Raw genomic sequence first — 20,544 nt, forward strand, 5'->3', positions numbered from 1 at the left:
TCGGGGCCTTTTTGAGGCGGCATGCGTTCGCCACCCGGACGACCTGACCAGGAGATTTCTGTGACTGCCACGATGCTCGCTACCCACCGCGTCGAGAAGCCCTGGGGCCGGATGCGGCTATATCCCGGCTTCCCCGATCCCGCCGCGGACCAGGATCCGGTGGGCGAGATCTGGTTCCAGACGCCAGGCGACGCGACCCCGGATCTGCTGATCAAATATCTCTTCACCAGCGAGAAGCTGTCGGTCCAGGTCCATCCGAACGACGAACAGGCGCATGCCGCGGGCCTGCCGCGCGGCAAGGACGAATGCTGGGTGATCCTCGACGCCGAGCCCGATTCGACGATCGCGCTGGGCACGAAGGAACCGGTCAGCCGCGAGCAGCTTCGCGAGGCGGCGCTCGACGGCTCGATCGAACATCTGCTCGACTGGAAGCCGGTCAAGGCGGGCGACTTCTTCTATTCGGCGTCAGGCACGATCCACGCGATCGGCGCGGGCATCACGCTGATCGAGGTGCAGCAGAACAGCGAGACCACCTACCGTCTCTATGACTATGGTCGCCCGCGCGAACTGCACCTGGACGAGGGGATCGCCGTGTCGGAACCCGTCCCCTATGAGCCGCACCCGATGCCCGGCCGGGTCGAGGCCGATCGCACCATCCTGGTCGAGGGCCCGAAATTCGTGCTGGAACGCTGGCCGGGCGGGCACCGCACGATCACCCTGCCCGACGGCGTCACCGGCTGGCTGATCCCGGTCAAGGGTGAAGGCGTGGTCGACGGCGTGGCCTGGCGCGCAGGCGACTGCCTGACGGTCGAGGGCAGCGCCCAGATCGAGGCGGAAGTCGGCAGCGACCTGCTATTCGCCTATCCCGGGACCATCCGCATCTGACCCCCTGACGGCGCCTGTCGCTTGCGTGAACGCGACGTCGTATCGCATTCACGCAACGCGACGGGCGCCAGCACGTTGAGCACCCCTATTCGGAAAGATCAGGAGTGTTCAGATGCGTTTCCTTCTTGCCGCCGCCATTGCTGCGGTGACGTTGCCGGCAGTGCCGGCAATGGCACAGAGCTATAATCGCGAATATCGTCAGGACGTGCGCGAAGCCCAGCGCGAATATCGCCGCGACCTTCGCAACGCCGACAGCCGCCGCGACGTGCGCGAGGCGCAGCGCGACTATCGCGACAATATCCGCGACGCCCGCCAGGACCGCAACCGCGAATGGCGTCGCGATTGGCGCCGCTATCGCAACTATGACTATAACCGCCTGCCCCCGGGCGAGCGCAGCTATTGGGCCGACGATTATTATCGCGACGGCCGCTACTATCGCGAGCGTCGCCTGACCCGCAACGACCGGATCTATCGCGGCCGCGACGGGCGCTATTATTGCCGCCGCAACGACGGCACGACCGGCCTGATCGTGGGCGGCGTCGCCGGCGGCCTGTTCGGCAACGCCTTGTCGAACGGCCGCAACGCAACGATCGGCACGCTGCTTGGCGCTGCGCTGGGCGCGACGGTCGGCTCGCAGATCGACCGCGGCCAGGTTCGCTGCCGCTAACGCACTGCCGTCACGCACGGATCGGAAGGGCCCGGGGAAACCGGGCCCTTTCTTCGTCAGGCCGGTCGGCTCAACCGCCGCGCGGATCGACCATCTCGATCGTCAGCGGCTGGTTCGGTACCGGCGAACCCTGCAGCCAGCCATGGTCGCGCCGCGTTCGGTGCCCGGCCAGATGCGCCAGCGCACGAAGATCGACGAGCGAGCGCAGCTCGATATGCATCCGTCGCCGCGCGATGAAGCCGGTCAGATCCAGCTCGCGGAAGGTCCGGTTCATGTGCACCGGCGTTATGCCCAGCAGGTCGGCCAGTTCCGACTGGGTCAGGGGCAGGTCGAGCACCGGCGCCCGATCGGGATCGACCAGCCGCAGCCGGTCATGCGTCTGCACCAGAAAGGCGGCCAGCCGGCTGATCGCGCGCGTCCGCCCGATCGAGGTCAGCCGGTCCATCAGCGCCACCCGCTCGAGCTGTGCGCTCAGGAACAGGACTGCAGCCAGCCGCGGGGCCTCCCCGAAGACCCTGCCGAAATCCTCGTAGCGGATCGGTCGCACGCTCACCGGGGTCAGGGCGGTGAGCGTTTCGGCGGCGCGCTCGACGACCAGGCTCGGCGTGCCGAGCATGTCGCCGGGAAAATGAATCTTCACGATCTGCTGTTCACCCCCCGGAACCGCCACGCTGCTCGATACCCAGCCCCGCATCAGCAGGAATATCCGGCTCACCCGGTCCCCTTGGCGATGAAGCAGCGCGCGCACGGGCAGGGTCTCGACCCGTCCGCAGATCGAGTCGAGCAGGGCAATTTCGGCAGGATCGGGATCGATGAATTGCTGGAAACGATGTAACGGCAAGGGATCCAAAGTTGCGCGCCTCCTCACCGGGATTTGCCAGCGGAAACGGGCACTTGGCACTATCGTAGGTTATCTGCGCCAGGGACGATCGACATTAGCCTTCGACTTTTTCCAGTCCGGGGCGGCGCATTGTGAAATCATGCAAGCACACCCCTGTGACCTCTGCGGAAAAGCCGTTACATCCGCGGCCATAATCAGATCAGGGAGATGCAGGGGTCATGAAATATCGGGTCACGATGGCGATCGCCGCCTGTCTGGCTGCCGGCGAAGCGGCAGCACAGGTCACGCCGCCAGCCGCCGAAAAGCCGGTTGCCCAGGGTCAGGCGTCCGAAAATGATGTAATCGAGGCGCAGCAGCAGCGCGACGCCGGCCAGGCGGCGCCCACCCCGGCCCCGAGCCCCGCCGCTCGTACGCCCGCTGCCCCGGCGGCGCCTGCCAAGCCTGCGAAATGGGACGTCAACGCGCCCGCCGGCCTGCGCACCCGCGAAGTCCGTATCGCGGTCAGCGAGGGCACCTGGATGAACCTCGACGTGTCGCGCGACGGCAAATGGATCGCGTTCGACCTGCTCGGCGACATCTATGTCATGCCGATCGAGGGCGGCACCCCGAGGCGGATCGCCGAGGGGCTGGCCTATGAGCATCAGCCGCGCTTCTCGCCCGATGGTCGCCGCATCGCCTTCACCTCCGATCGCGGCGGCGGCGACAATATCTGGATCATGAATGTCGATGGAAGCGACAAGCGCCAGCTGACCAGGGAAGAGTTCCGCCTGCTCAACCAGCCGAGCTGGAGCCCGGACGGCCGGTTCATCGTCGCCAAGAAGCATTTCACCACCGGCCGCTCGCTCGGCACGGGCGAGGTGTGGCTCTATCACGTCTCGGGCGGCGCCGGCGTGCAACTGGTCAAGCGCGCCAGCGAGCGGCTGCAGAAGGAACTGGGCGAGCCGATCTATTCGGCGGACGGCAAGTCGGTCTTTTATGTCCGCAACCTCACCCCGGGCCCGATCTTCGAATATGCCCAGAATTCGCGCACCGACCTGTTCGACATCGAACGCTACGACATCGAAAGCGGTGAGGTTTCGACCACCGTCTCCGGCGTCGGCGGATCGGTCCGCCCGACCCCGTCGCCCGACGGGAAGTCGATCGCCTTCGTTCGCCGCCACCAGGGCAAGACCACCCTATGGGTCAAGGACCTGACGACCGGCTCCGAACGCCGCATCTACGATTCGCTCGACCGTGACGTTCAGGAAACCTGGGCGGTGACCGGCGTCTATCCGAACATGGCCTGGACCCCGGACAGCCGCTCGCTGGTCTTCTGGGCCGGCGGCAAGATCCGGCGGATCGACGCCAATGGTGGCGCTGCGCGCGAGATCGCCTTTCGCATCGACGACACCCGAATCGTCGCCGACGCGACCCACCCCGGAGTCGAGGTTTCGCCCGACCGGATAGAAACTAGGATGCCGCGCTGGGCAAGCGTCTCGCCCGACGGCCGCCAGGTCGTGTTCGAGACGCTGGGCAAGCTCTATGTCCGCCCCGTCTCCGGCGGCACGCCGAAGCGGCTGACCGGCGGCGACGATGCCAGTCTCGAGCTGTGGCCCAGCTGGTCGCGTGACGGACGCCAGGTCGTATTCGTCAGCTGGACCGATGCCGGGCTCGGCCAGGTCCGCACGATTGCCGCAACCGGCGGCGCCGCGCGCACCGTGACGGCGGCGGCAGGTCATTATGCCCGCCCGGCCTTTTCGCCCGACGGCAAGACGATCGTGTTCGAACGCGGCCGCGGCGGCGGGCTGGTCTCGGCACGCGGCGGCGACAATCCCGGCATCTACCGCGTGGCGGCGACCGGTGGCACGCCGGTCCGCGTGAGCAAGGACGGCGCCCGGCCGCAGTTCGGCGCGTCGAACGACCGGCTGTTCATGGTCGGCGATGCCGATGGAAAGCGTCAGCTGGTCAGCACCGACCTGAGCGGCGGCGCGAAGCGCGTCCACGCCACGGGTGATCTGGCCAACGACTATGTCGTGTCGCCGGCGGGCGACTATTTCGCCTTCCGCCAGAATTACGAAGCCTTTGTCATGCCGCTGATGCCCGGCACCCAGGGTGTCGAGGTCGGGCCGAAGGGCGGGCCGCTGCCCGCGACCCGGGTGAGCGCCGACGGCGCCGACTTCATCAACTGGTCGCAGGACGGGCGCCAGATCCACTGGTCGACCGGGCCGACCCTGTTCACCGCGACGACCGCGTCGCTGTTCCGCACCGCCCCCGCCGGCGAGGATGCGCCGAAGTTCGAGCCGGTGCGCCAGGGCGTCTCGCTGTCGATGACCGTTCCCGCCGACCGGCCCACCGGCACGGTCGCGCTGACCGGCGCGCGCGTCGTCACCATGGTCCAGGCCGATGGCGGCATCATCGATGATGCGACGATTCTGATCCGCGGCGACCGCATCGTTGCGGTCGGCCCGCGCGCGTCGGTCCAGATCCCGGCGGGCGCGAAGACCATCGATGTCGCCGGCAAGACGATCGTCCCCGGCTTTGTCGACGCCCATGCGCACGGCCCGCAGGGTGAGGACGACCTGGTCCCGCAGCAGAACTGGACCTCGATCGCCAATCTTGCGCTGGGCACGACGACGATCCACGACCCCTCGTCGCGGGCGGCGGAAATCTTCACCGCGGCCGAACGCCAGCGCGCCGGCCGCAACCTGTCGCCGCGCATCTTCTCGACCGGCGAGATCATCTATGGCGCCAAGGCGGCCGACGTCTATGCCGAGATCAACAGCTATGATGATGCGCTGGCGGCCGTCCGGCGGCTGAAGGCGCAGGGCGCGCACAGCGTGAAGAATTACAACCAGCCGCGCCGCGAACAGCGCCAGATGGTCGTCGCCGCCGCCCAGGCCGAGAACATGCACGTCGTGCCGGAGGGCGGGTCGCTCTTCACGCAGGACATTTCGCTGGTTCAGGACGGCAACTCGACCGTCGAGCATAATGTGCCGGTGGAAGTGTTCTACGAGGACATGCTCAGCCTGTGGGCACAGACCAAGGTCAACTACACGCCGACCCTCGTCGTCGCCTATGGCGGGCTGGCCGGCGATCCCTATTGGCGCGCGCACAGCGATGTCTGGCGCCACCCGCTGCTCTCGCGCCACGCCCCGCCCGCCCTGCTCGAAGCGCAGAATGCCCGCCGCCCGATCGCGCCCGAAGAGGATTATGTCGATGGCGAGACCGCGCGCGAGGCGAAGAAGCTCGCCGATCGCGGTATCCAGGTGTCGATCGGCGCCCACGGCCAGCAGGCCGGCCTTGGCGCGCATTGGGAGCTGTGGAGTTTCGTGCGCGGCGGCTGGACCCCGATCGAGGCGCTGCGCGCCGCGACGATCGCCCCCGCCACCTCGCTCGGCTATGCCAGGGACATCGGATCGATCGAGACCGGCAAGCTCGCCGACCTCGTCGTCCTCGACGCCGACCCGACCCGGGACATCCGCAACAGCGACAAGATCAGTCGCGTGATGCTCGGCGGCCGCCTCTATGATGCCGCGACGATGGACGAAGTCGTCACCGGCACCGCAACGCGCGCACCCTATTGGTGGGAAGGCGCCGGCGCCGACGCCGGCACCTCCGGCTTCGCCCGCATGCTCGCCCGCGGCGACGGCCATGGGCATTCGGAGGACTGAGGGAGGAGCGAGTCCAACTCCCCCTCACCCTTCCGCCCGCTGCGCGGGCTCCCTCCCTCTCCCACAAGGGGAGAGGGAATTAGGCGCAACCCAAACTCCTTCTACCCTTGTGGGAGAAGGAAGGGGCCCGCTGCCGCAGGCAGTGGGAAGGTTGAGTGGGACTGCGCCTTACTCTCTTCCCGCACCACATAGAGCAAGGAAGTTTAGAACCGCTTCCGCAGAAAAAACCGCCGCCTCCCCACCGGATGATCCTCCAGCGTCCCGAACAGCTCGAACCCCAGCTTCTCGTAAAACCCCCGCGCCTGGAACTCGAACGTGTCCAGCCACATCCCCACGCAGCCATGATCGCGCGCGATTGCCTCCGCCTGCGCCATCAGCGCCCGGCCATGATTGCCGCCGCGATGCCCCTCGGGAACCGACAGCAGTTCGACGAACATCCAATCATAGGAGCATCTGCCCCACAGACCGCCGACCTTCTTGCCCGCCTCATCGGTCAGCACCAGCGCGACCGGCCTGATGCGCGGATCGCCGGCATGGCTGATATTATAGGCGCGCAGCGGGGCGAGGATCGCCTCGCGGTCCGCCTCCGACGGGCTCTCGCTTTGGATGATGGTCAAACTCATCCTAGTTCCCCTGCGCCTCGGCCGGTGCCGAAAGGATGATCTCGACCCGCCGGTTCAACTGACGCCCTGCGGCATCGTCGCTTCCATCAGGCTTCGCGTTCGGCGCGACGGGATCGCGTTCGCCGCGTCCCTCGACCGCCGCCGCCCGGGTCTTGCCCGGCACCAGCCGCGCCGCAACGCTGTTCGCGCGCGCCAGCGACAGGCGGTCATTATAGGCATCGTCGCCCTTCGCATCGGTATAGCCGACGATCCGCAGCGGCGCCCTGGGATAGGCGGAGATCAGCCGCTGCGCCCGCGCCAGCGGCGTCTCCGCGTCCGGCCGCAGCGTCGACTTGTCGAAATCGAACAGAATGTCGGCCGGCAGCGAGAATCGGATCGAGCGGTCGCTATCCTGTTTCGCCTTGAGTTCGGTCAGCAGCGTTCGGGTCTCCTCGAGCCGGTCGGGCGCGACCTCGGCCAGGCGGAAGTCGCTCTCCTCGCCGCCCGCGGGACCGAAGCTGCTCTCCGGAATCGAGGTGCCGGCCGCGCTGTCGTTGCCCGCAAGATCGAACCGGGACTCGGGCGCATTCGGTGCGGGCCGGAAATAGCCCTCCTGATCCTTCAGGCTCGGCAGGGGCGCCGCCGCCGGATCGCATCCGACCAGCACCACCAGCGGAACGACGATCAACCCGGCCCGGCCGGGCGCGAACCTCATTGCTGACCTGCCTTCAGGTCGATCGGGATGTTCAGCCCCGGACCGGTGATTGCGTTGCCGTCATTGCCGTCGTTCAGGACCAGCGTGATCGTCCTGGCCGTGGGCGGCACCGCGCCCAGGAACACCAGCCGCCCGTCCATCTGCTGGCCGGCGCGGATCTTCAGATCCTCATTGCCCGGGATGCGCTTCAGCATCAGCTTGTTGCCCTGTTCGTCGCGGATGAAGGTCTCGCTGAAGGCCAGGTCGACATCGCTGCTGGTCGTGCCGCCATAGGAGGCGCTGACGTCGAGGATCGTCGCGTCGACGCCAAGCTCGACGCCCTTCACGCGCACCGTCAGCCCGACCGGGGCAACGCCCTGCGCATTGACCGCGATGGTGCGCGGCTGGCCCGCGGGTGCCGGTGCCGACGGCTGGGCTGGCGCCTGCGCCGCAGCCGGTGCGGCGGCGACGTTGCCGGTCTGCGCGGCCTGATCGTTCGTGTCCTTGCTCGAACAACCGCCGAGCATTGCCGCCATCAGACCCGCGCCCAAGATCACGCTATGCTTCATTCATCCCTCCACATGATTGCGAAGGAAAAAACCGTCATCAAAACCTTACGTTCCAGTAGCGAAACAAGTTGTTGATTTACAAGGTCTATTCGCACGAAGCGCCTCACGCTCTTGTACAACCGTACAATATCGGTCATGGCCATGCCTTGGTTTTAGGGGCTTTGCCGCTCGGCGCCGCTCGTCGGAAGCCATTTGGCAGCGCCCGATGCCGTCGCTATCCCTGACGCCATTGGGGTGCAGGGGGTTTATCGATGAGTGGGTTCGAGTTCATCTTCTCGTTGTTCGGGCTCGTGCTCGGCCTGGCACTTGCCGAAGGACTGGGCGGGCTCTCGCGGGCGATCAAGGCCAGCCACAAGGTGCGCATCGGCACGCCCACCGCGCTGCTCGGCATCTTCGTGTCGTGCGACGTCGTCACCTTCTGGATGTATGGCTGGGCGCTGCGCGACAAGCTGCCGCTGAGCTGGGCACTGATGTTCGGCGGGTTCGTCGTGACCGCGATCTATTATGTCTCGGCCTCGCTGATCTTTCCCGATCATCCCGAGGAATGGACCGATCTCGACGCGCATTTCGACAAGCATGGCCGCAAGGTTCTGGGCGGCGTCCTGCTGTGCAACATCGCCCTGCTGGCGACGACCTACGGGCTTGCGGGCCTGCTGCCGTTCGACCTGCGAACGGCAGTGCTGACCTGGTCCTTCTTCCCCGTGACCATCCTTGCCATTGCGACCCGGAAGCGCTGGCTCCAGATCTCCTGCCTGATCTGGCTGATCGCGCTCTATCCCGGAGCGGCGATCTGGCATTGACCTGGAGCGGCGTCGTCAGGCGGCCTGCACCTTCGGCACCGCCTGCGTTCCCGACACATCCTCCGCCCAGCACGCCTTCAGGCGGCGATAGGTGGCGAGCGCCTGTCCGACGACCTGGTCCATGTTGTAATATTTGTAGGTCGCCAGGCGGCCGACGAAGCTGACGTCGGGCTGGGCCAGCGCGAGCGCCTCGTAGCGCTTGAACAGCGCCTGGTTCTCAGGCCGCGGGATCGGGTAATAGGGGTCGCCCTCGGCACTCGGATATTCATAGGTGATGCTGGTCCGCTCGGAGCTCTGGCCGGTCAGGTGCTTGTACTCGGTCACCCGGGTATAGGGCACCGCCTCTGACGGGTAGTTCACCACCGCGACCGGCTGATGCTGTTCGACGTCCAGCGTCTCGTGCCGGAACTGCAGCGAGCGATAGGGCAGCTTGCCGTGGCGGTGATCGAAATATTCGTCGATCGGACCGGTGAAGACCAGATGCTTATGGGGATAGGCGTCGCGCACCTCGCGGTAATCCACGCCCAGCAGCAGGTCGATATTCGGGTGGTCGAGCATGCGCTCGAACATCCGCGTATAGCCTTCCAGCGGCATCGCCTGCAACTTGTCGGTGAAATAGCGATCGTCGGTATTGGTCCGCGTCGGTACGCGTGAGGTGACCGACTTGTCCAACTCGGACGGGTCCATCCCCCACTGCTTGCGGGTATAGCCCTGGAAGAAGGTCTCGTAGAGGTCGCGGCCGATCGCCGAGATCACGACATCCGCAGACGTCTCCACCACATCGACCGGCTCGGCGCGTGCCGCCAGGAAAGCCGCAGCATCCGCCTCGGTCTGGAGGTCCAGGCCGTAGAGCAGGTTCAGCGTGGTGCGGTTGATCGGCATCGGCACCAGCTTGCCGTCGACCGAGGCGAGCACGCGGTGCTCATAGGGTCGCCATTCGGTGAAGCGCGACAGATAGTCGAACACATCGGCCGAATTGGTGTGGAAGATATGCGGCCCATATTGATGGATCAGCACCCCGGCATCGTCGAGCCGGTCAAAGGCATTGCCCGCGACATGCGGCCGGCGATCGACGACCAGCACCCGCTTGCCCCCGTCGCGCGCCAGCCGCTCGGCCATGACCGCACCGGCAAAGCCGGCTCCGACCACCATCACGTCATAGGATTGCGGCCGTTCGCTCGGCCAGACTTCGGGGGATACCACAGGGTGAACCGCCATGCGCCGGGTCACCGCGACGTCGATCAGGCCGGTCATGCCGTCGAACGTCCGCTCCCAGCTGATCGTGTCGAGCATCGCATCGACCGGAGCCAGCCAGGCATCGTCGCGCGACAATTCCAGCGCGGCATCGCAGGCTGCGATGAACGCGTCCGCAGTCGACGCAATGTTGACGGCGTCAATATCGCCATAATGGCGGATGACGTCGGTGATCGGCGTCGAGACCACGGGGCAGCCGGCGGCGAGATATTCGGGCGTCTTGGTCGGGCTGATGAAGCGGGTCGCGTCGTTGATCGCGAACGGCATCAGCGCAACGTCCCAGCCGCGCAGATAGTCGGGCAGCTCGGCATAGCTCTTGCCGCCCAGATAATGGAGGTTGGCGCGCACCGGCAGGTCGGTATCGCTGATCTTCACCACCGGCCCGACGATCACGATCGACCAGTCGGGCCGGGCATCGGCCAGCGCGGCGAGCAGGTCGAGATCCATCCGCTCGTCGACCACCCCGTAGAAGCCGAAGCGCGGGCCCGGAATGCCGGCCTGATCGGCGGGCTCGGGTCCGTCGAAACGGGCGGCGGCGAAATGGGTAGCATCGACGCTCGAGGGAAAGGGATGCACGCTGGGATGCCGGTCGCGCTTCGCCTCGTACAGGCTGTAGCCGCCGGTGAAAACCAGGTCGGCCTGCTCGATCAGCCTGCGCTCCAGCGTCAGCAACTCGGGCGGCGCTCCCTTGAAATTGGCGAGCTCGTCCATGCAGTCATAGACGATGCATTCGGCCGCGACATGCTCCGAGAACGGAAGCATCATCGGCGTATAATACCAACGCATGACCGGCCGCGCGGGGTTGGTCCCGATCGCCTGGTCGAGCAGCGCGCGCAGCGCGGCGACCTCGTCCTCGGGGCTGAGGCCACCGGGCAGGTGCGGCGTAAGAACGATGACCCCGCTCTCGTCGCACAAGGAGGCGGTCAGTGCGGGCTCGCCTGCACCATAATGCGGCTCTTCCCAGAACAGCAATTGCCAGTCATGCGCAAACCGCGTCATCAAATGCTGAGGCCGCTGAAAGACGAAGTCCCACCGCAGATGACTGAAGCAAAGCAACGTGCCCTTCTCGCTGCGCGACTGGTCGGTTAGAAGAAAAGGACTGACTTCACGCGCGTCTTTCATGCTGAGCACCCTGCTGGAAATGAGGGCGTTCAAACACGACGAGCATCGCCGGGTTCCTCAATAATAATAATAGCTTGCAGCTAACTTGGGTTACTAGACCCGGCGCGAAATTGTGCAATTCTGGTCCTGAGCTGCGACCGCTCTTCAGGAGAATGGCCAATGGGCGACATCGAGCTCTGGGCCGGGCCCGAATGCACGGTGAATCGAGTCGGCGATCAGTTCGTCGATCAATTCCAGCGCTGCGGCCATGACGGTCGACTGGAGGATATCGATCGCTTTGCGGATCTTGGCATTCGGGCGATCCGGTATCCGATCCTCTGGGAGCGCATTGCCCCCGACCGGCCCGACCAGTGCAACTGGGACTGGATCGACCCGCGGCTGGAGCGCCTGCGCGAGCGCGGCGTCCGCATCGTCGCCGGACTGGTCCATCATGGCAGCGGACCTGCCTATACCCATCTGCTCGATGACGAGGGCTTCGCCGCGGGCCTTGCCGACCATGCGCTTCGCGTCGCCACGCGCTATCCGTGGATCACCGACTGGACGCCGGTGAACGAGCCGGTCACGACCGCGCGCTTCTCGGCACTCTACGGCCACTGGTATCCGCATCAGCGCGACGAGGCCGCATTCTGGCGCGCGCTGCTGAACCAGATCGACGGCATCCGGCTGGCGATGGCGGCGATCCGCACGGTCAATCCGGCGGCACGGCTGATCCAGACCGACGATCTCGGCCGAACCTTCGCCACCACGCCGATCCGCGGCCAGGCGGCGTTCGACAATGTCCGGCGCTGGGCCGGGTGGGACTTGCTGTGCGGGCGCCTGACGCCGCAGCATCCGCTCTGGCATCATATCGCCGGGCTCGGTTTCCAGTCCCGGCTGGAGGCGATTGCCGCTTCCCCCTGCCCGCCCGACCTGATCGGCGTGAACCATTATCTGACCAGCGACCGGTTCCTCGACCACCGGCTCGATCGCTATCCGCCCCGCTCGCATGGCGGCAACGGACGCCAGCCTTATGCCGATGTCGAGGCGATCCGGGTCCTGGAACCCGGCCCGCCTGGACTGGAAGGAGCGTTGCGCGAGGCATGGGACCGGTACGGCATCCCGGTCGCGGCGACCGAAGTCCATAATGGCTGCACCCGCGAGGAGCAGATGCGCTGGATGGCGGAAGCCTGGGATACTGCCCGGCGGCTGCGTGGCGACGGTGTGGATGTGCGCGCGGTCACCATCTGGTCGCTGCTGGGCAGCAGCGGCTGGAACACCCTGCTGACCCGCCCCGGCATTTACGAGCCCGGTGTGTTCGACGTCAGCAGTGGCACAGTCCGTGCCACAGCGCTGGCTAAACTGATGCGCGGGCTTCCGGTGGACGCGGAACGACCGCCGGCCGCCCTTAGCGCAGGCTGGTGGCGCCTGCCCGCCCGGCTGGAATATCAGGGAGTCCCTCGCGTCGCCGCCGCCCCTGCCCATCGACACGATCGGGCGGCGGAGCCCGATGTGCCGCCGCTGCTGATCCTGGGCGCCACTGGCACGCTCGGTCGTGCTTTCGCCCGGGCCTGTGCCGCGCGAAACCTCCCGTTCCTCCTTACCGCCAGACACGATCTCGACCTCGGTGACGCGGACAGCATCGCCCACGCGCTGGACCGGCACCGGCCCTGGGCGGTGATCAATGCAGCGGGCTGGGTCCGGGTCGACGAGGCGGAGGCGCATGCCGAGGCCTGTCACGACGCCAATGCGGCCGGAGCGATCCGCCTGGCCCGCGCGGCGGCGGAGCGCGGCATTCCGACGCTCGATTTCTCGAGCGACCTGGTCTTCGACGGCCAAGCGGCCGCATCTTACGTAGAAGGCGACCTGCCCGCGCCGCTATGCGTCTATGGCGAGAGCAAGGCCGCGATGGAGGCGGGACTGGCCGCCCTGACTGGTCGCCATCTCGTCATCCGCACCGCGGCATTCTTCTCGCCATTCGACGTTCACAATTTCGCGGTCGCCGCGGTGAATGTTCTTTCGCGTGGCGAGATATTCCACGCGGTCGAGGACCTGATCGTCACGCCGACCTATGTCCCGCATCTGGTCGATACCGCGCTCGATCTGCTGATCGATGGCGAGACCGGCATCTGGCACCTGACCAACGGCACGCCGTTATCCTGGGCGGAGTTCGCGCGTCGGCTGGCGCGGGCGCTGAATCTGCCGGACGCCCGCATTGTTCCGATTGCGGCGGCAGATGCCGGCTTCCTGGCGCCACGCCCCACTCGTGTCCCGCTTGCCACCGTCAGAGGCGCGCCGCTGCCCTCGCTTGATGACGCGATTGCCGAATTCGCCGCGCACCACCTGCGCGGCGCGGCCGACCGACAGTCCCGCGCCGCGTGAAGCATCCTCTGTCACCTCATATCAAAGGCTTGGTTGTCCCGGCCGGCTGGATCGGCCATTCCTGGGTCGGGCAGGCGGCCGGGCGACCGCGAACGATCGGCATGAAGGGGACGGGCGGATGGCCGATACGGCAGGTTTCGGGCTGGGCGAAGTGGTGCTGCTGCTTGCCGCCGGCGTGGTTGCGGTGCCGCTGTTTCGACGGCTCGGACTCGGCTCGGTGCTCGGCTATCTCGCCGCCGGGCTGGTGATTGGACCCTTCGGCCTGCGCTTCTTCACCGATGCCGAATCGCTGCTGCACACCGCCGAGCTGGGCGTGGTGATGTTCCTGTTCATCATCGGGCTGGAAATGCGACCGTCGAAACTGTGGAAGCTCAGGCGACAGATTTTCGGCCTGGGCGCGGCACAGGTTGTGACATGCGGCGCGCTGCTGACCGGGGTCGGCGTGCTCGTCGGACTGCCCCTCGCGGTTGCGGCCGTCGGTGCGATGGGGTTCGTCCTGTCGTCGACCGCGGTCATCATGCAGATGCTCGACGAAGGTGGCGAGCGGAACAGCGACGAGGGGCAGCGAGCCGTCGCGATCCTGTTGCTCGAGGATCTGGCGATCGTCCCGTTGCTGGCGCTGGTCGCCTTGTGGGCGGCATTCAACGGCGGCGGCTCCGCCACTCCGGTGCCGGTGTGGCAGAGCATCGGCATCGCCGTGGCGGGACTCGCGGCGGTGATTGCGGCGGGACGCTGGCTGCTCGACCCGTTGTTCGGCCTGATCGCGCGCGCCGGCGCGCGAGAGGTGCTGACCGCGGCGGCGCTGTTCGTGGTGCTCGGCTCGGCGCTGTTCATGCAGTCGGTCGGGCTGTCGATGGCGATGGGCGCCTTCCTGGCCGGCGTGCTGCTGTCGGAAAGCAATTACCGCCACCAGCTCGAGGCGGATATCGAGCCGTTCCGCGGCATCCTGCTCGGCCTGTTCTTCCTCAGCGTCGGCATGTCGCTCGATCTCGCCACGGTGATGAGCGAATGGCGGATGGTGGTCGGCGGCGTGATCGCCTTCATGATCGTCAAGGCGGTCGGCATCTATGCGATCGCGAGGCTGGCGGGATCCGATCACGCCGCGGCGAGCCACCGCGCATCGCTGTTCGCGCAGGGCGGCGAGTTCGCCTTCGTCCTGTATGGCGCGGCGCTGGCGGTCGGCCTGTTCGATGCGCGCGTGTCGGCGGTGATGACCGCGATCGTCATCCTGTCGATGGCGCTGACCCCGATCGTCATGATCGTCCAGCGCCGGGTGCAGCGCGACGCGCCGGTTTCGCTCGACGGGATCGACGAAGCAAAGGATCTGTCGGGACGCGTCCTGTTCATTGGCTTCGGCCGCTTTGCCCAGGTCGCGACCCAGGTGCTGCTGGCCCGCGGGGTCGAGATGTCGCTGATCGAGACCGATGTCGACATGATCCGCGCTGCGGGGAATTTCGGTTTCAAGATCTATTATGGTGACGGCACCCGGCTCGACGTGCTGCACGCCTCGGGCGCGGGTCAGGCCGAGGCGATCCTGGTGTGCGTCGACAAGCCCGAGGCCGCGGATCACATCGTCGAATTGTGCCGGTCCGAATTTCCGCTAGCCAAGCTCTATGTCCGCGCCTTCGATCGCGGCCATTCGCTGCGACTGATCAAGGCGGGGGTCGATTACCAGATTCGCGAGACGTTCGAGTCCGCGCTGGAATTCGGCCGCACCGTCCTGACCGGGCTCGGCTATGCCGAGGACCAGGCCAGCGACGCGGTCGAGGACGTGCGCGAGCGCGACGAGCAGCGGGTGGAGCTGGAACTGGTCGGCGGGATCAGCGAGGCGCGCCGCCTGATGCGCGGCAATTTGCCGACGCCGCAGCCCGAACCCTTCTTCCCTGCGAAACCGGGCAAGGTCCGCGAGCCCGCGGCATCACGACCGTAGGATTTTGTCCATGGCCTTGCCGCGCGCCAGTTCGTCGATCAGCTTGTCGAGATAGCGGACCTCGCGCATCACCGGGTCCTCGACCTCCTCGACGCGCACCCCGCACACGGTGCCGGTGATCAGCGAGCGGGCGGGGTTGATCGCGGGCGCCCGGGCGAAGAAGTCCTCGAACGTCGTCCCGTCGGCAAGCACCGCCTCCAGCGACGCCTGGCTATGCCCGGTCAGCCAGCGGATGATCTCGTCGACCTCCGCCTTGGTCCGGCCTTTCCGCTCGGCCTTGGCAACATAGTGCGGATAGACGCTGGCGACGCTGGTCGAATAGATGCGATGCTGAGTCATGCGAGCGGCTCCCGTCCTGCCGATTACAGGCTGACGCCGCGCGCGGGATTAGTCCAGAGACTCCATCAGCCCGGGCATTTCGAGACGATCGGCCCCTTCATCGGCGCGCCCTTGTCCTCGAGCGTGTCGAAGCGCATGCGGACGCCCTTGGAGAAATAGCTGTTACCGCCGGGGCAGAAACCGGACACGAACTGGTCCGAAATCTGCTGGACGCTGCGGCTGCCGCGCCAGCCCTTCGGCCCGTCGATGGTCAGGACGACGGTATTGCCTTCGCTTACCACGCCCGCAAGCGTCAGCCCGCTCGAGAAAGGCTGTCCCACCTTGGGCTGGAGCGCGCCGGCAATGTCGGCCGCAGTCTGGGCAGATGCCGGGGCGGCAATTGCCAGCGGGATCGCGAAAGCCGACGCCATCAGAAAACGCTTGAACACAAAGTCACTCCTTACCCAGTCCATCCAGCATAGCATCATCAGATGAACCGGCGATTGCGGCGCAGGTTCAGCGCTTCTTTCCCTGATGGCGGATATTCGCCGGACGGCCGCGCCGGGAGATCACCCGCTTCGGCCCGCCCTTGCCCGGCTTGCCACCCTTTACGCCGCGGCGGTCGAAAGCGCTGCCACCGCCCGATCCCTTGCCGTCGGGCAGTTCGAAACGCAGCGCGCCGGAGACCGGGTTCGCCTCGGCCAGGCGCAGCTGGAGCCGCTGGCCCAGCCGGAACTCCTCGCCACTATGCTCGCCGACCAGGCGCTGACCGGATTCGTCGTAGCGGAAATATTCCGAGCCGAGGTCGCGTGCCGGGACCAGCCCGTCGCCGCCAATCCCCTCGACCGTGGCGAAGAAGCCGAAATTCTGCACGCCGGTGATGCGCGCCTCCAGCACCTCGCCGACATGCGAGGCGAGATAGGCGGCAACGTAGCGATCGATCGTGTCGCGCTCGGCCTCCATCGCCCGGCGTTCGAGGCTGCTGATCGCCTCGCCGATCCGCTCCATCGTCGACTGGTCCTCGACCACCCCGCCCCGGCCGAGCGCATAGGCGGCGACCAGCCCGCGATGGACCACCAGATCGGCATAGCGCCGGATCGGCGAGGTGAAGTGCGCATAGCTGCCGAGCGACAGGCCGAAATGCCCGTGATTGCCGGGGCCGTAATAGGCCTGGGTCTGGGTCCGCAGCACCTGTTGCATCACATCGTCGCGGAAATCGGCATCGCCGACGCGTTCGAGTATGCGGTTGAACGTGTGCGGCTTGATCACCTGGCCGAGCGCGAAGGCGACATCGAGCGTCTCGAGATAATCCTTCAGCGCGACCAGCTTCTCGCGCGCGGGCGGCTCGTGGACGCGGTACATGACCGGCGCCTTCTTGCCCTCCAGCGCCTTGGCCGCGGCGACGTTCGCCGCGATCATGTAATCCTCGATCAGCTTGTGCGCATCGAGCCGCTCGCGCGGCGCGACCGAGAGGATGCGCCCCTTCTCGTCGAGCACGATGCGACGCTCGGGCAGGTCGAGATCGAGCGGCTCGCGCTTGGCGCGTGCCTTGTTCAGCGCGTCCCAGCAGTCCCATAGCGGCCGCAGCGCCGCCTCGATCGTCGCATAGCGATCGGTCCCGCGGCGCAGGTCGGCGTCGAGCATGTCGCGCGCCGGATCGCCCTTGCCGTCGAAGCCGTCGGCAATCGTCTGCGCATCCTCATAGGCGATGTTCGCCGCCAGCCGGACGACCGACCGCGCGAAGCGCCACGACTTCAGCTCGCCATTGCTGCCGACCTGAAGATGGCAGACGAGCGCCGCGCGATCGACGCCCTCCTTGAGCGAGCAGACATCCGCCGAGAGGATCTCCGGCAGCATCGGCACGACGCGGTCGGGAAAATAGACCGAGTTGCCGCGCTTGCGCGCCTCGCGGTCCAGTTCGGAACCTGGGCGGACATAGAAGCTGACATCGGCGATCGCGACGATCGCCTTCCACCCGCCTTCATTCTTCGGATCGTCGTCGGGAGTCGCCCAGACGGCATCGTCATGGTCGCGCGCATCGGCAGGGTCGATCGCCAGGATCGGCAGGTGACGCAGGTCCTCGCGCTCGCCCAGATCCTGCTTCGCGACCTTCTCGGCCTCGGCCAGCAATTCGGGCTGAAAGACATTGGGGATGCCGTGCTTGTGGATCGCGATCAGCGAGAAGCTGCGCGGCTCGAACGGATCGCCCAGCCGCTCGGTCACCCGCGCGGTGATGCGCGGCGGCCGGCCGGCCTTTTCGGCCAGCACCAGGTCGCCCTCGTCGGCACCGCCGGCATCGGACACCAGCCAGTCGCGCCGCTCCTTCTTCTCGACACCCTGCAGCCAGAGCTTGTCACCCTCGCGGCGCAGCACGCCAAGCATCAGCTCCTCGCCCTTGGCGAGTTGCTTCATCGGGTGCGCGACCCAGCCATTGCCCGCCTCTTCGGTGCGCGCCAGGATGCGATCGCCGACGCCCAGTGCAGAACGCTTGCCGCGTTCGCGGACGCGCAGCCGGGGCACCGGGACCGCTTCGGCCTCCCAGCGTTCGGGTGTCGCCCAGACGGTGTCGCCGTCGATGTCGGTGATCCGCAGCACGGTCACCTTGGGCAGGCCGCCCATCTTGTGGAATGCCCGCCCGGGGGCGCCGTCGATCAGCCCCTCGTCGGCCATGTCCTTCAGCAATGCCTTGAGCAGGATCTTGTCCTGGCCGTGGAGGCCAAAGGCGCGCCCGATCTCGCGCTTTCCGGCGGGCGTGTTGGATGATGTGATGAAATCGATGATCTGCTGCCGCGTCGGCAGCCCGTTTTTCGGTTTTTGTTTTGTCATTGACCCCCAAGATAGGAGGTTGCGCAGCGGTTTCCAACTTCTAGCTTGGTCTTGTGACGTTCGATCTTCTCATCGCCGGCGGCGGCATCAACGGGTGCGCGATCGCGCGTGAGGCGAGCCTGTTGGGGCTCAAGGTGCTGCTGGTCGAGAAGGACGATCTGGCCAGCCACACCTCGTCGGCGTCGACCAAATTGATCCATGGCGGGCTGCGCTATCTGGAGACCTATGAATTCCGCCTGGTGCGCGAGGCGCTGCACGAGCGCGAGCGGCTGCTGGCGGCGGCCCCGCACCTGATCCGGCCGATGACCTTTGTCCTGCCGCACGAACATTCGGTGCGCCCCTGGTGGATGGTCCGGATCGGGCTGTGGCTTTACGATCTGCTGGCCGGGCGATCATCCTTGCCGCGATCGCGCGGGCTGAAGTCAGCGGACCAGGCCTATACCGATCCGCTCAAGGGCGATCATCGTGGCTTCGTCTATTCGGATGCGTGGGTCGATGATTCGCGGCTCACCGTGCTGAACGCGGTGGATGCCGCGGCGAACGGAGCGGAGATCGCGACGCGGACCGAGCTGATCGACGCGCGGCGCGAGGGGATGGTGTGGACCGCCGAACTCAGCGACGGGCGCACCGTGACGGCGCGCGGGCTGGTGAACGCTGCCGGCCCCTGGGTGCGATCGATCCTCGACCGGGTGGCGGTGGACACGCGGTCGAATGTGCGGCTGGTGAAGGGCAGCCACATCGTCGTGCCGAAGCTGTTCGAGGGCGACCACGCCTATATCCTGCAACAGCCCGACCGGCGCATCGTGTTCGCCATTCCCTATGAGGACGGCTTTACCGAGATCGGCACGACCGACGTTCAGGTGCCCCGGCCGGAGGATGCGGTCTGCTCGGACGAGGAAACCGCCTATCTGCTGGACGCGACCAACCGCTATTTCAAGCGCCAGGCGACGGCCGCCGATGTGGTGTACAAATGGTCGGGCGTCCGGCCGCTCCATGACGACGGATCGGCCAAGGCGCAGTCGGTGACCCGCGACTATCTGCTCGAACTGGACGAGGCGGGTGCGCCTTTGCTGTCGATCTTCGGCGGCAAGATCACGACCGCGCGCGCGCTGGCCGAGGAAGCGCTGGAGAAGCTGGCGGGCCCGCTGGGGTTCGATCATCATCCCGTCACCCGCGCGCGGGTCTTTCCTGGCGGGGCGATCGCCGACATCGATTCCTATATCGCCAAGGTCGAGGCGCAATGGCCGGCCCTGGGAGCGGAGCGCGCGCGGCGCATGGCGCATGCCTATGGATCGTTGCTGGCGGAGATGCTGGTCGACGCAAGCGACCTGGGCGAGGATCTGGGTGGTGGCCTGAGCGCCACCGAAGTGCGCTGGATGCGCGATCGCGAATGGGCGCGAACGGCGGAGGACGTGCTGTGGCGACGCAGCAAGATCGGACTGCATGCGCCCCACGCCGCCGACCGAATCGAGCAGATCCTGAAGGAGTCGCGCTGATCCGCCTCCCCCGAGTCGCGGATGCCCCCCGGCCTTCGCGACCGCCGAATCCCGCGATTCCATCCGATCCGGTGGCGAAAACGAGCCGCTCATCGCAGCCATGCGTCATCGGACCGCACGATCGACGTTCGCGACTTAAATCCTTGTTAAGGCATTTCCGGCAGTTTCGCGCCGGGGTGGGACAAGCAGATGGCGACACGGGCAACCCAGTATCGAACCGTAGGACCGGCTCTGGTCGATCAGCGATCGGAGCATCGCCACTCGATTCTGATGCGCCACGGACGCGCCTCGCAGAACGACAATTCCCCCGTCGAGGCGACGCTGCGCGACCTGTCGGTCTATGGCTGTCGCATCGCCTGCCGCGTGGCGCATGAGGCCGGGGAAAAGATCTGGCTGATGCTGACCGGCGACAAATCGGTTTCCGCCCAGGTGGTGTGGAACGATGGCGAGCATATCGGATGCCGGTTCGACACGCCGATCGAACGCAGCCTGATGCGGTCGCTCACGCTGGTCATCCGCTGAAGCTTTTTCT

At 66.7% G+C, this 20,544-nt stretch carries 16 protein-coding genes; 8 read left to right on the plus strand and 8 right to left on the minus strand.

Annotated features, from left to right (window positions below):
- Positions 1-60: 60 nt before the first annotated feature.
- Positions 61-885: a class I mannose-6-phosphate isomerase gene (locus ACZ1H8_RS02935; protein ID WP_465179914.1), complete on the plus strand. Its 825-nt coding sequence runs from the start codon at positions 61-63 to the stop codon at positions 883-885.
- A 112-nt stretch (positions 886-997) separates the two neighbouring features.
- Positions 998-1,552, plus strand: a complete 555-nt coding sequence (locus ACZ1H8_RS02940; RefSeq protein ID WP_465179915.1) for a glycine zipper 2TM domain-containing protein — start codon at positions 998-1,000, stop codon at positions 1,550-1,552.
- A 70-nt stretch (positions 1,553-1,622) separates the two neighbouring features.
- Here the strand turns inward: ACZ1H8_RS02940 and ACZ1H8_RS02945 are convergent, their stop codons facing one another.
- Positions 1,623-2,393 (minus strand): Crp/Fnr family transcriptional regulator, encoded by a 771-nt coding sequence (locus ACZ1H8_RS02945; protein WP_465179916.1) that lies wholly within the window; start codon positions 2,391-2,393, stop codon positions 1,623-1,625.
- A gap of 218 nt (positions 2,394-2,611) precedes the next feature.
- On the opposite strand from ACZ1H8_RS02945, the gene ACZ1H8_RS02950 reads away from it, so the two are divergent.
- Positions 2,612-6,043 (plus strand): amidohydrolase family protein, encoded by a 3,432-nt coding sequence (locus ACZ1H8_RS02950; protein ID WP_465179917.1) that lies wholly within the window; start codon positions 2,612-2,614, stop codon positions 6,041-6,043.
- 203 nt (positions 6,044-6,246) lie between these two features.
- Here ACZ1H8_RS02950 and ACZ1H8_RS02955 read toward each other — a convergent pair whose 3' ends face one another.
- The 3 genes from ACZ1H8_RS02955 to ACZ1H8_RS02965 are packed head-to-tail and all read right to left on the minus strand — an operon-like array spanning position 6,247 to position 7,908.
- Entirely contained in the window at positions 6,247-6,666 is a 420-nt protein-coding gene (locus ACZ1H8_RS02955; protein ID WP_465179918.1) for a GNAT family N-acetyltransferase, read from the minus strand.
- Position 6,667: 1 nt separating this feature from the next.
- Positions 6,668-7,360, minus strand: coding sequence for an OmpA family protein (locus ACZ1H8_RS02960; RefSeq protein WP_465179919.1), 693 nt, complete (start codon positions 7,358-7,360; stop codon positions 6,668-6,670).
- Positions 7,357-7,908 carry a hypothetical protein gene (locus ACZ1H8_RS02965; protein WP_465179920.1) on the minus strand — a complete coding sequence of 184 codons (552 nt, stop codon included), beginning with the start codon at positions 7,906-7,908 and terminating at the stop codon, positions 7,357-7,359. The genes ACZ1H8_RS02960 and ACZ1H8_RS02965 overlap by 4 nt, the downstream gene beginning before the upstream one ends.
- A 251-nt stretch (positions 7,909-8,159) precedes the next feature.
- Between ACZ1H8_RS02965 and ACZ1H8_RS02970 the strand changes: the two genes are divergently transcribed.
- Complete coding sequence (locus ACZ1H8_RS02970) at positions 8,160-8,708, plus strand: hypothetical protein (RefSeq protein ID WP_465179921.1); 549 nt, start codon at positions 8,160-8,162, stop codon at positions 8,706-8,708.
- Positions 8,709-8,723: 15 nt separating this feature from the next.
- Here ACZ1H8_RS02970 and glf read toward each other — a convergent pair whose 3' ends face one another.
- Positions 8,724-10,961, minus strand: coding sequence for a UDP-galactopyranose mutase (gene glf / locus ACZ1H8_RS02975; protein ID WP_465179922.1), 2,238 nt, complete (start codon positions 10,959-10,961; stop codon positions 8,724-8,726).
- A gap of 282 nt (positions 10,962-11,243) precedes the next feature.
- Here glf and ACZ1H8_RS02980 point away from each other — a divergent pair, with 282 nt between their 5' ends.
- The gene (locus ACZ1H8_RS02980; protein WP_465179923.1) at positions 11,244-13,442 is read left to right on the plus strand and encodes a sugar nucleotide-binding protein; all 2,199 of its coding nucleotides are present in this window, start codon (positions 11,244-11,246) and stop codon (positions 13,440-13,442) included.
- 118 nt (positions 13,443-13,560) lie between these two features.
- A complete protein-coding gene (locus tag ACZ1H8_RS02985; RefSeq protein ID WP_465179924.1) occupies positions 13,561-15,372 on the plus strand; it encodes a monovalent cation:proton antiporter-2 (CPA2) family protein in 1,812 nt (603 codons plus the stop codon).
- On the opposite strand, the gene ACZ1H8_RS02990 is transcribed toward ACZ1H8_RS02985, so the two are convergent.
- The 3 genes from ACZ1H8_RS02990 to ACZ1H8_RS03000 form a co-directional block, all read right to left on the minus strand.
- Positions 15,361-15,711 (minus strand): DUF2200 domain-containing protein, encoded by a 351-nt coding sequence (locus ACZ1H8_RS02990; protein ID WP_465179925.1) that lies wholly within the window; start codon positions 15,709-15,711, stop codon positions 15,361-15,363. The genes ACZ1H8_RS02985 and ACZ1H8_RS02990 overlap by 12 nt on opposite strands.
- 65 nt (positions 15,712-15,776) lie before the next feature.
- The gene (locus ACZ1H8_RS02995) at positions 15,777-16,139 is read right to left on the minus strand and encodes a hypothetical protein (protein ID WP_465179926.1); all 363 of its coding nucleotides are present in this window, start codon (positions 16,137-16,139) and stop codon (positions 15,777-15,779) included.
- Between the two features lie 67 nt (positions 16,140-16,206).
- On the minus strand, positions 16,207-18,516 hold the full coding sequence (locus tag ACZ1H8_RS03000; RefSeq protein ID WP_465179927.1) for a ribonuclease R family protein: 2,310 nt from the start codon (positions 18,514-18,516) through the stop codon (positions 16,207-16,209).
- Between the two features lie 53 nt (positions 18,517-18,569).
- On the opposite strand from ACZ1H8_RS03000, the gene glpD reads away from it, so the two are divergent.
- Together glpD and ACZ1H8_RS03010 are read left to right on the plus strand one after the other, a co-directional pair.
- On the plus strand, positions 18,570-20,012 hold the full coding sequence (glpD, locus tag ACZ1H8_RS03005) for a glycerol-3-phosphate dehydrogenase (protein ID WP_465179928.1): 1,443 nt from the start codon (positions 18,570-18,572) through the stop codon (positions 20,010-20,012).
- Between the two features lie 189 nt (positions 20,013-20,201).
- The gene (locus ACZ1H8_RS03010; protein WP_465179929.1) at positions 20,202-20,534 is read left to right on the plus strand and encodes a PilZ domain-containing protein; all 333 of its coding nucleotides are present in this window, start codon (positions 20,202-20,204) and stop codon (positions 20,532-20,534) included.
- Positions 20,535-20,544: the final 10 nt, after the last annotated feature.

This window comes from Sphingomonas sp. BL-S-25, from assembly GCF_055521555.1.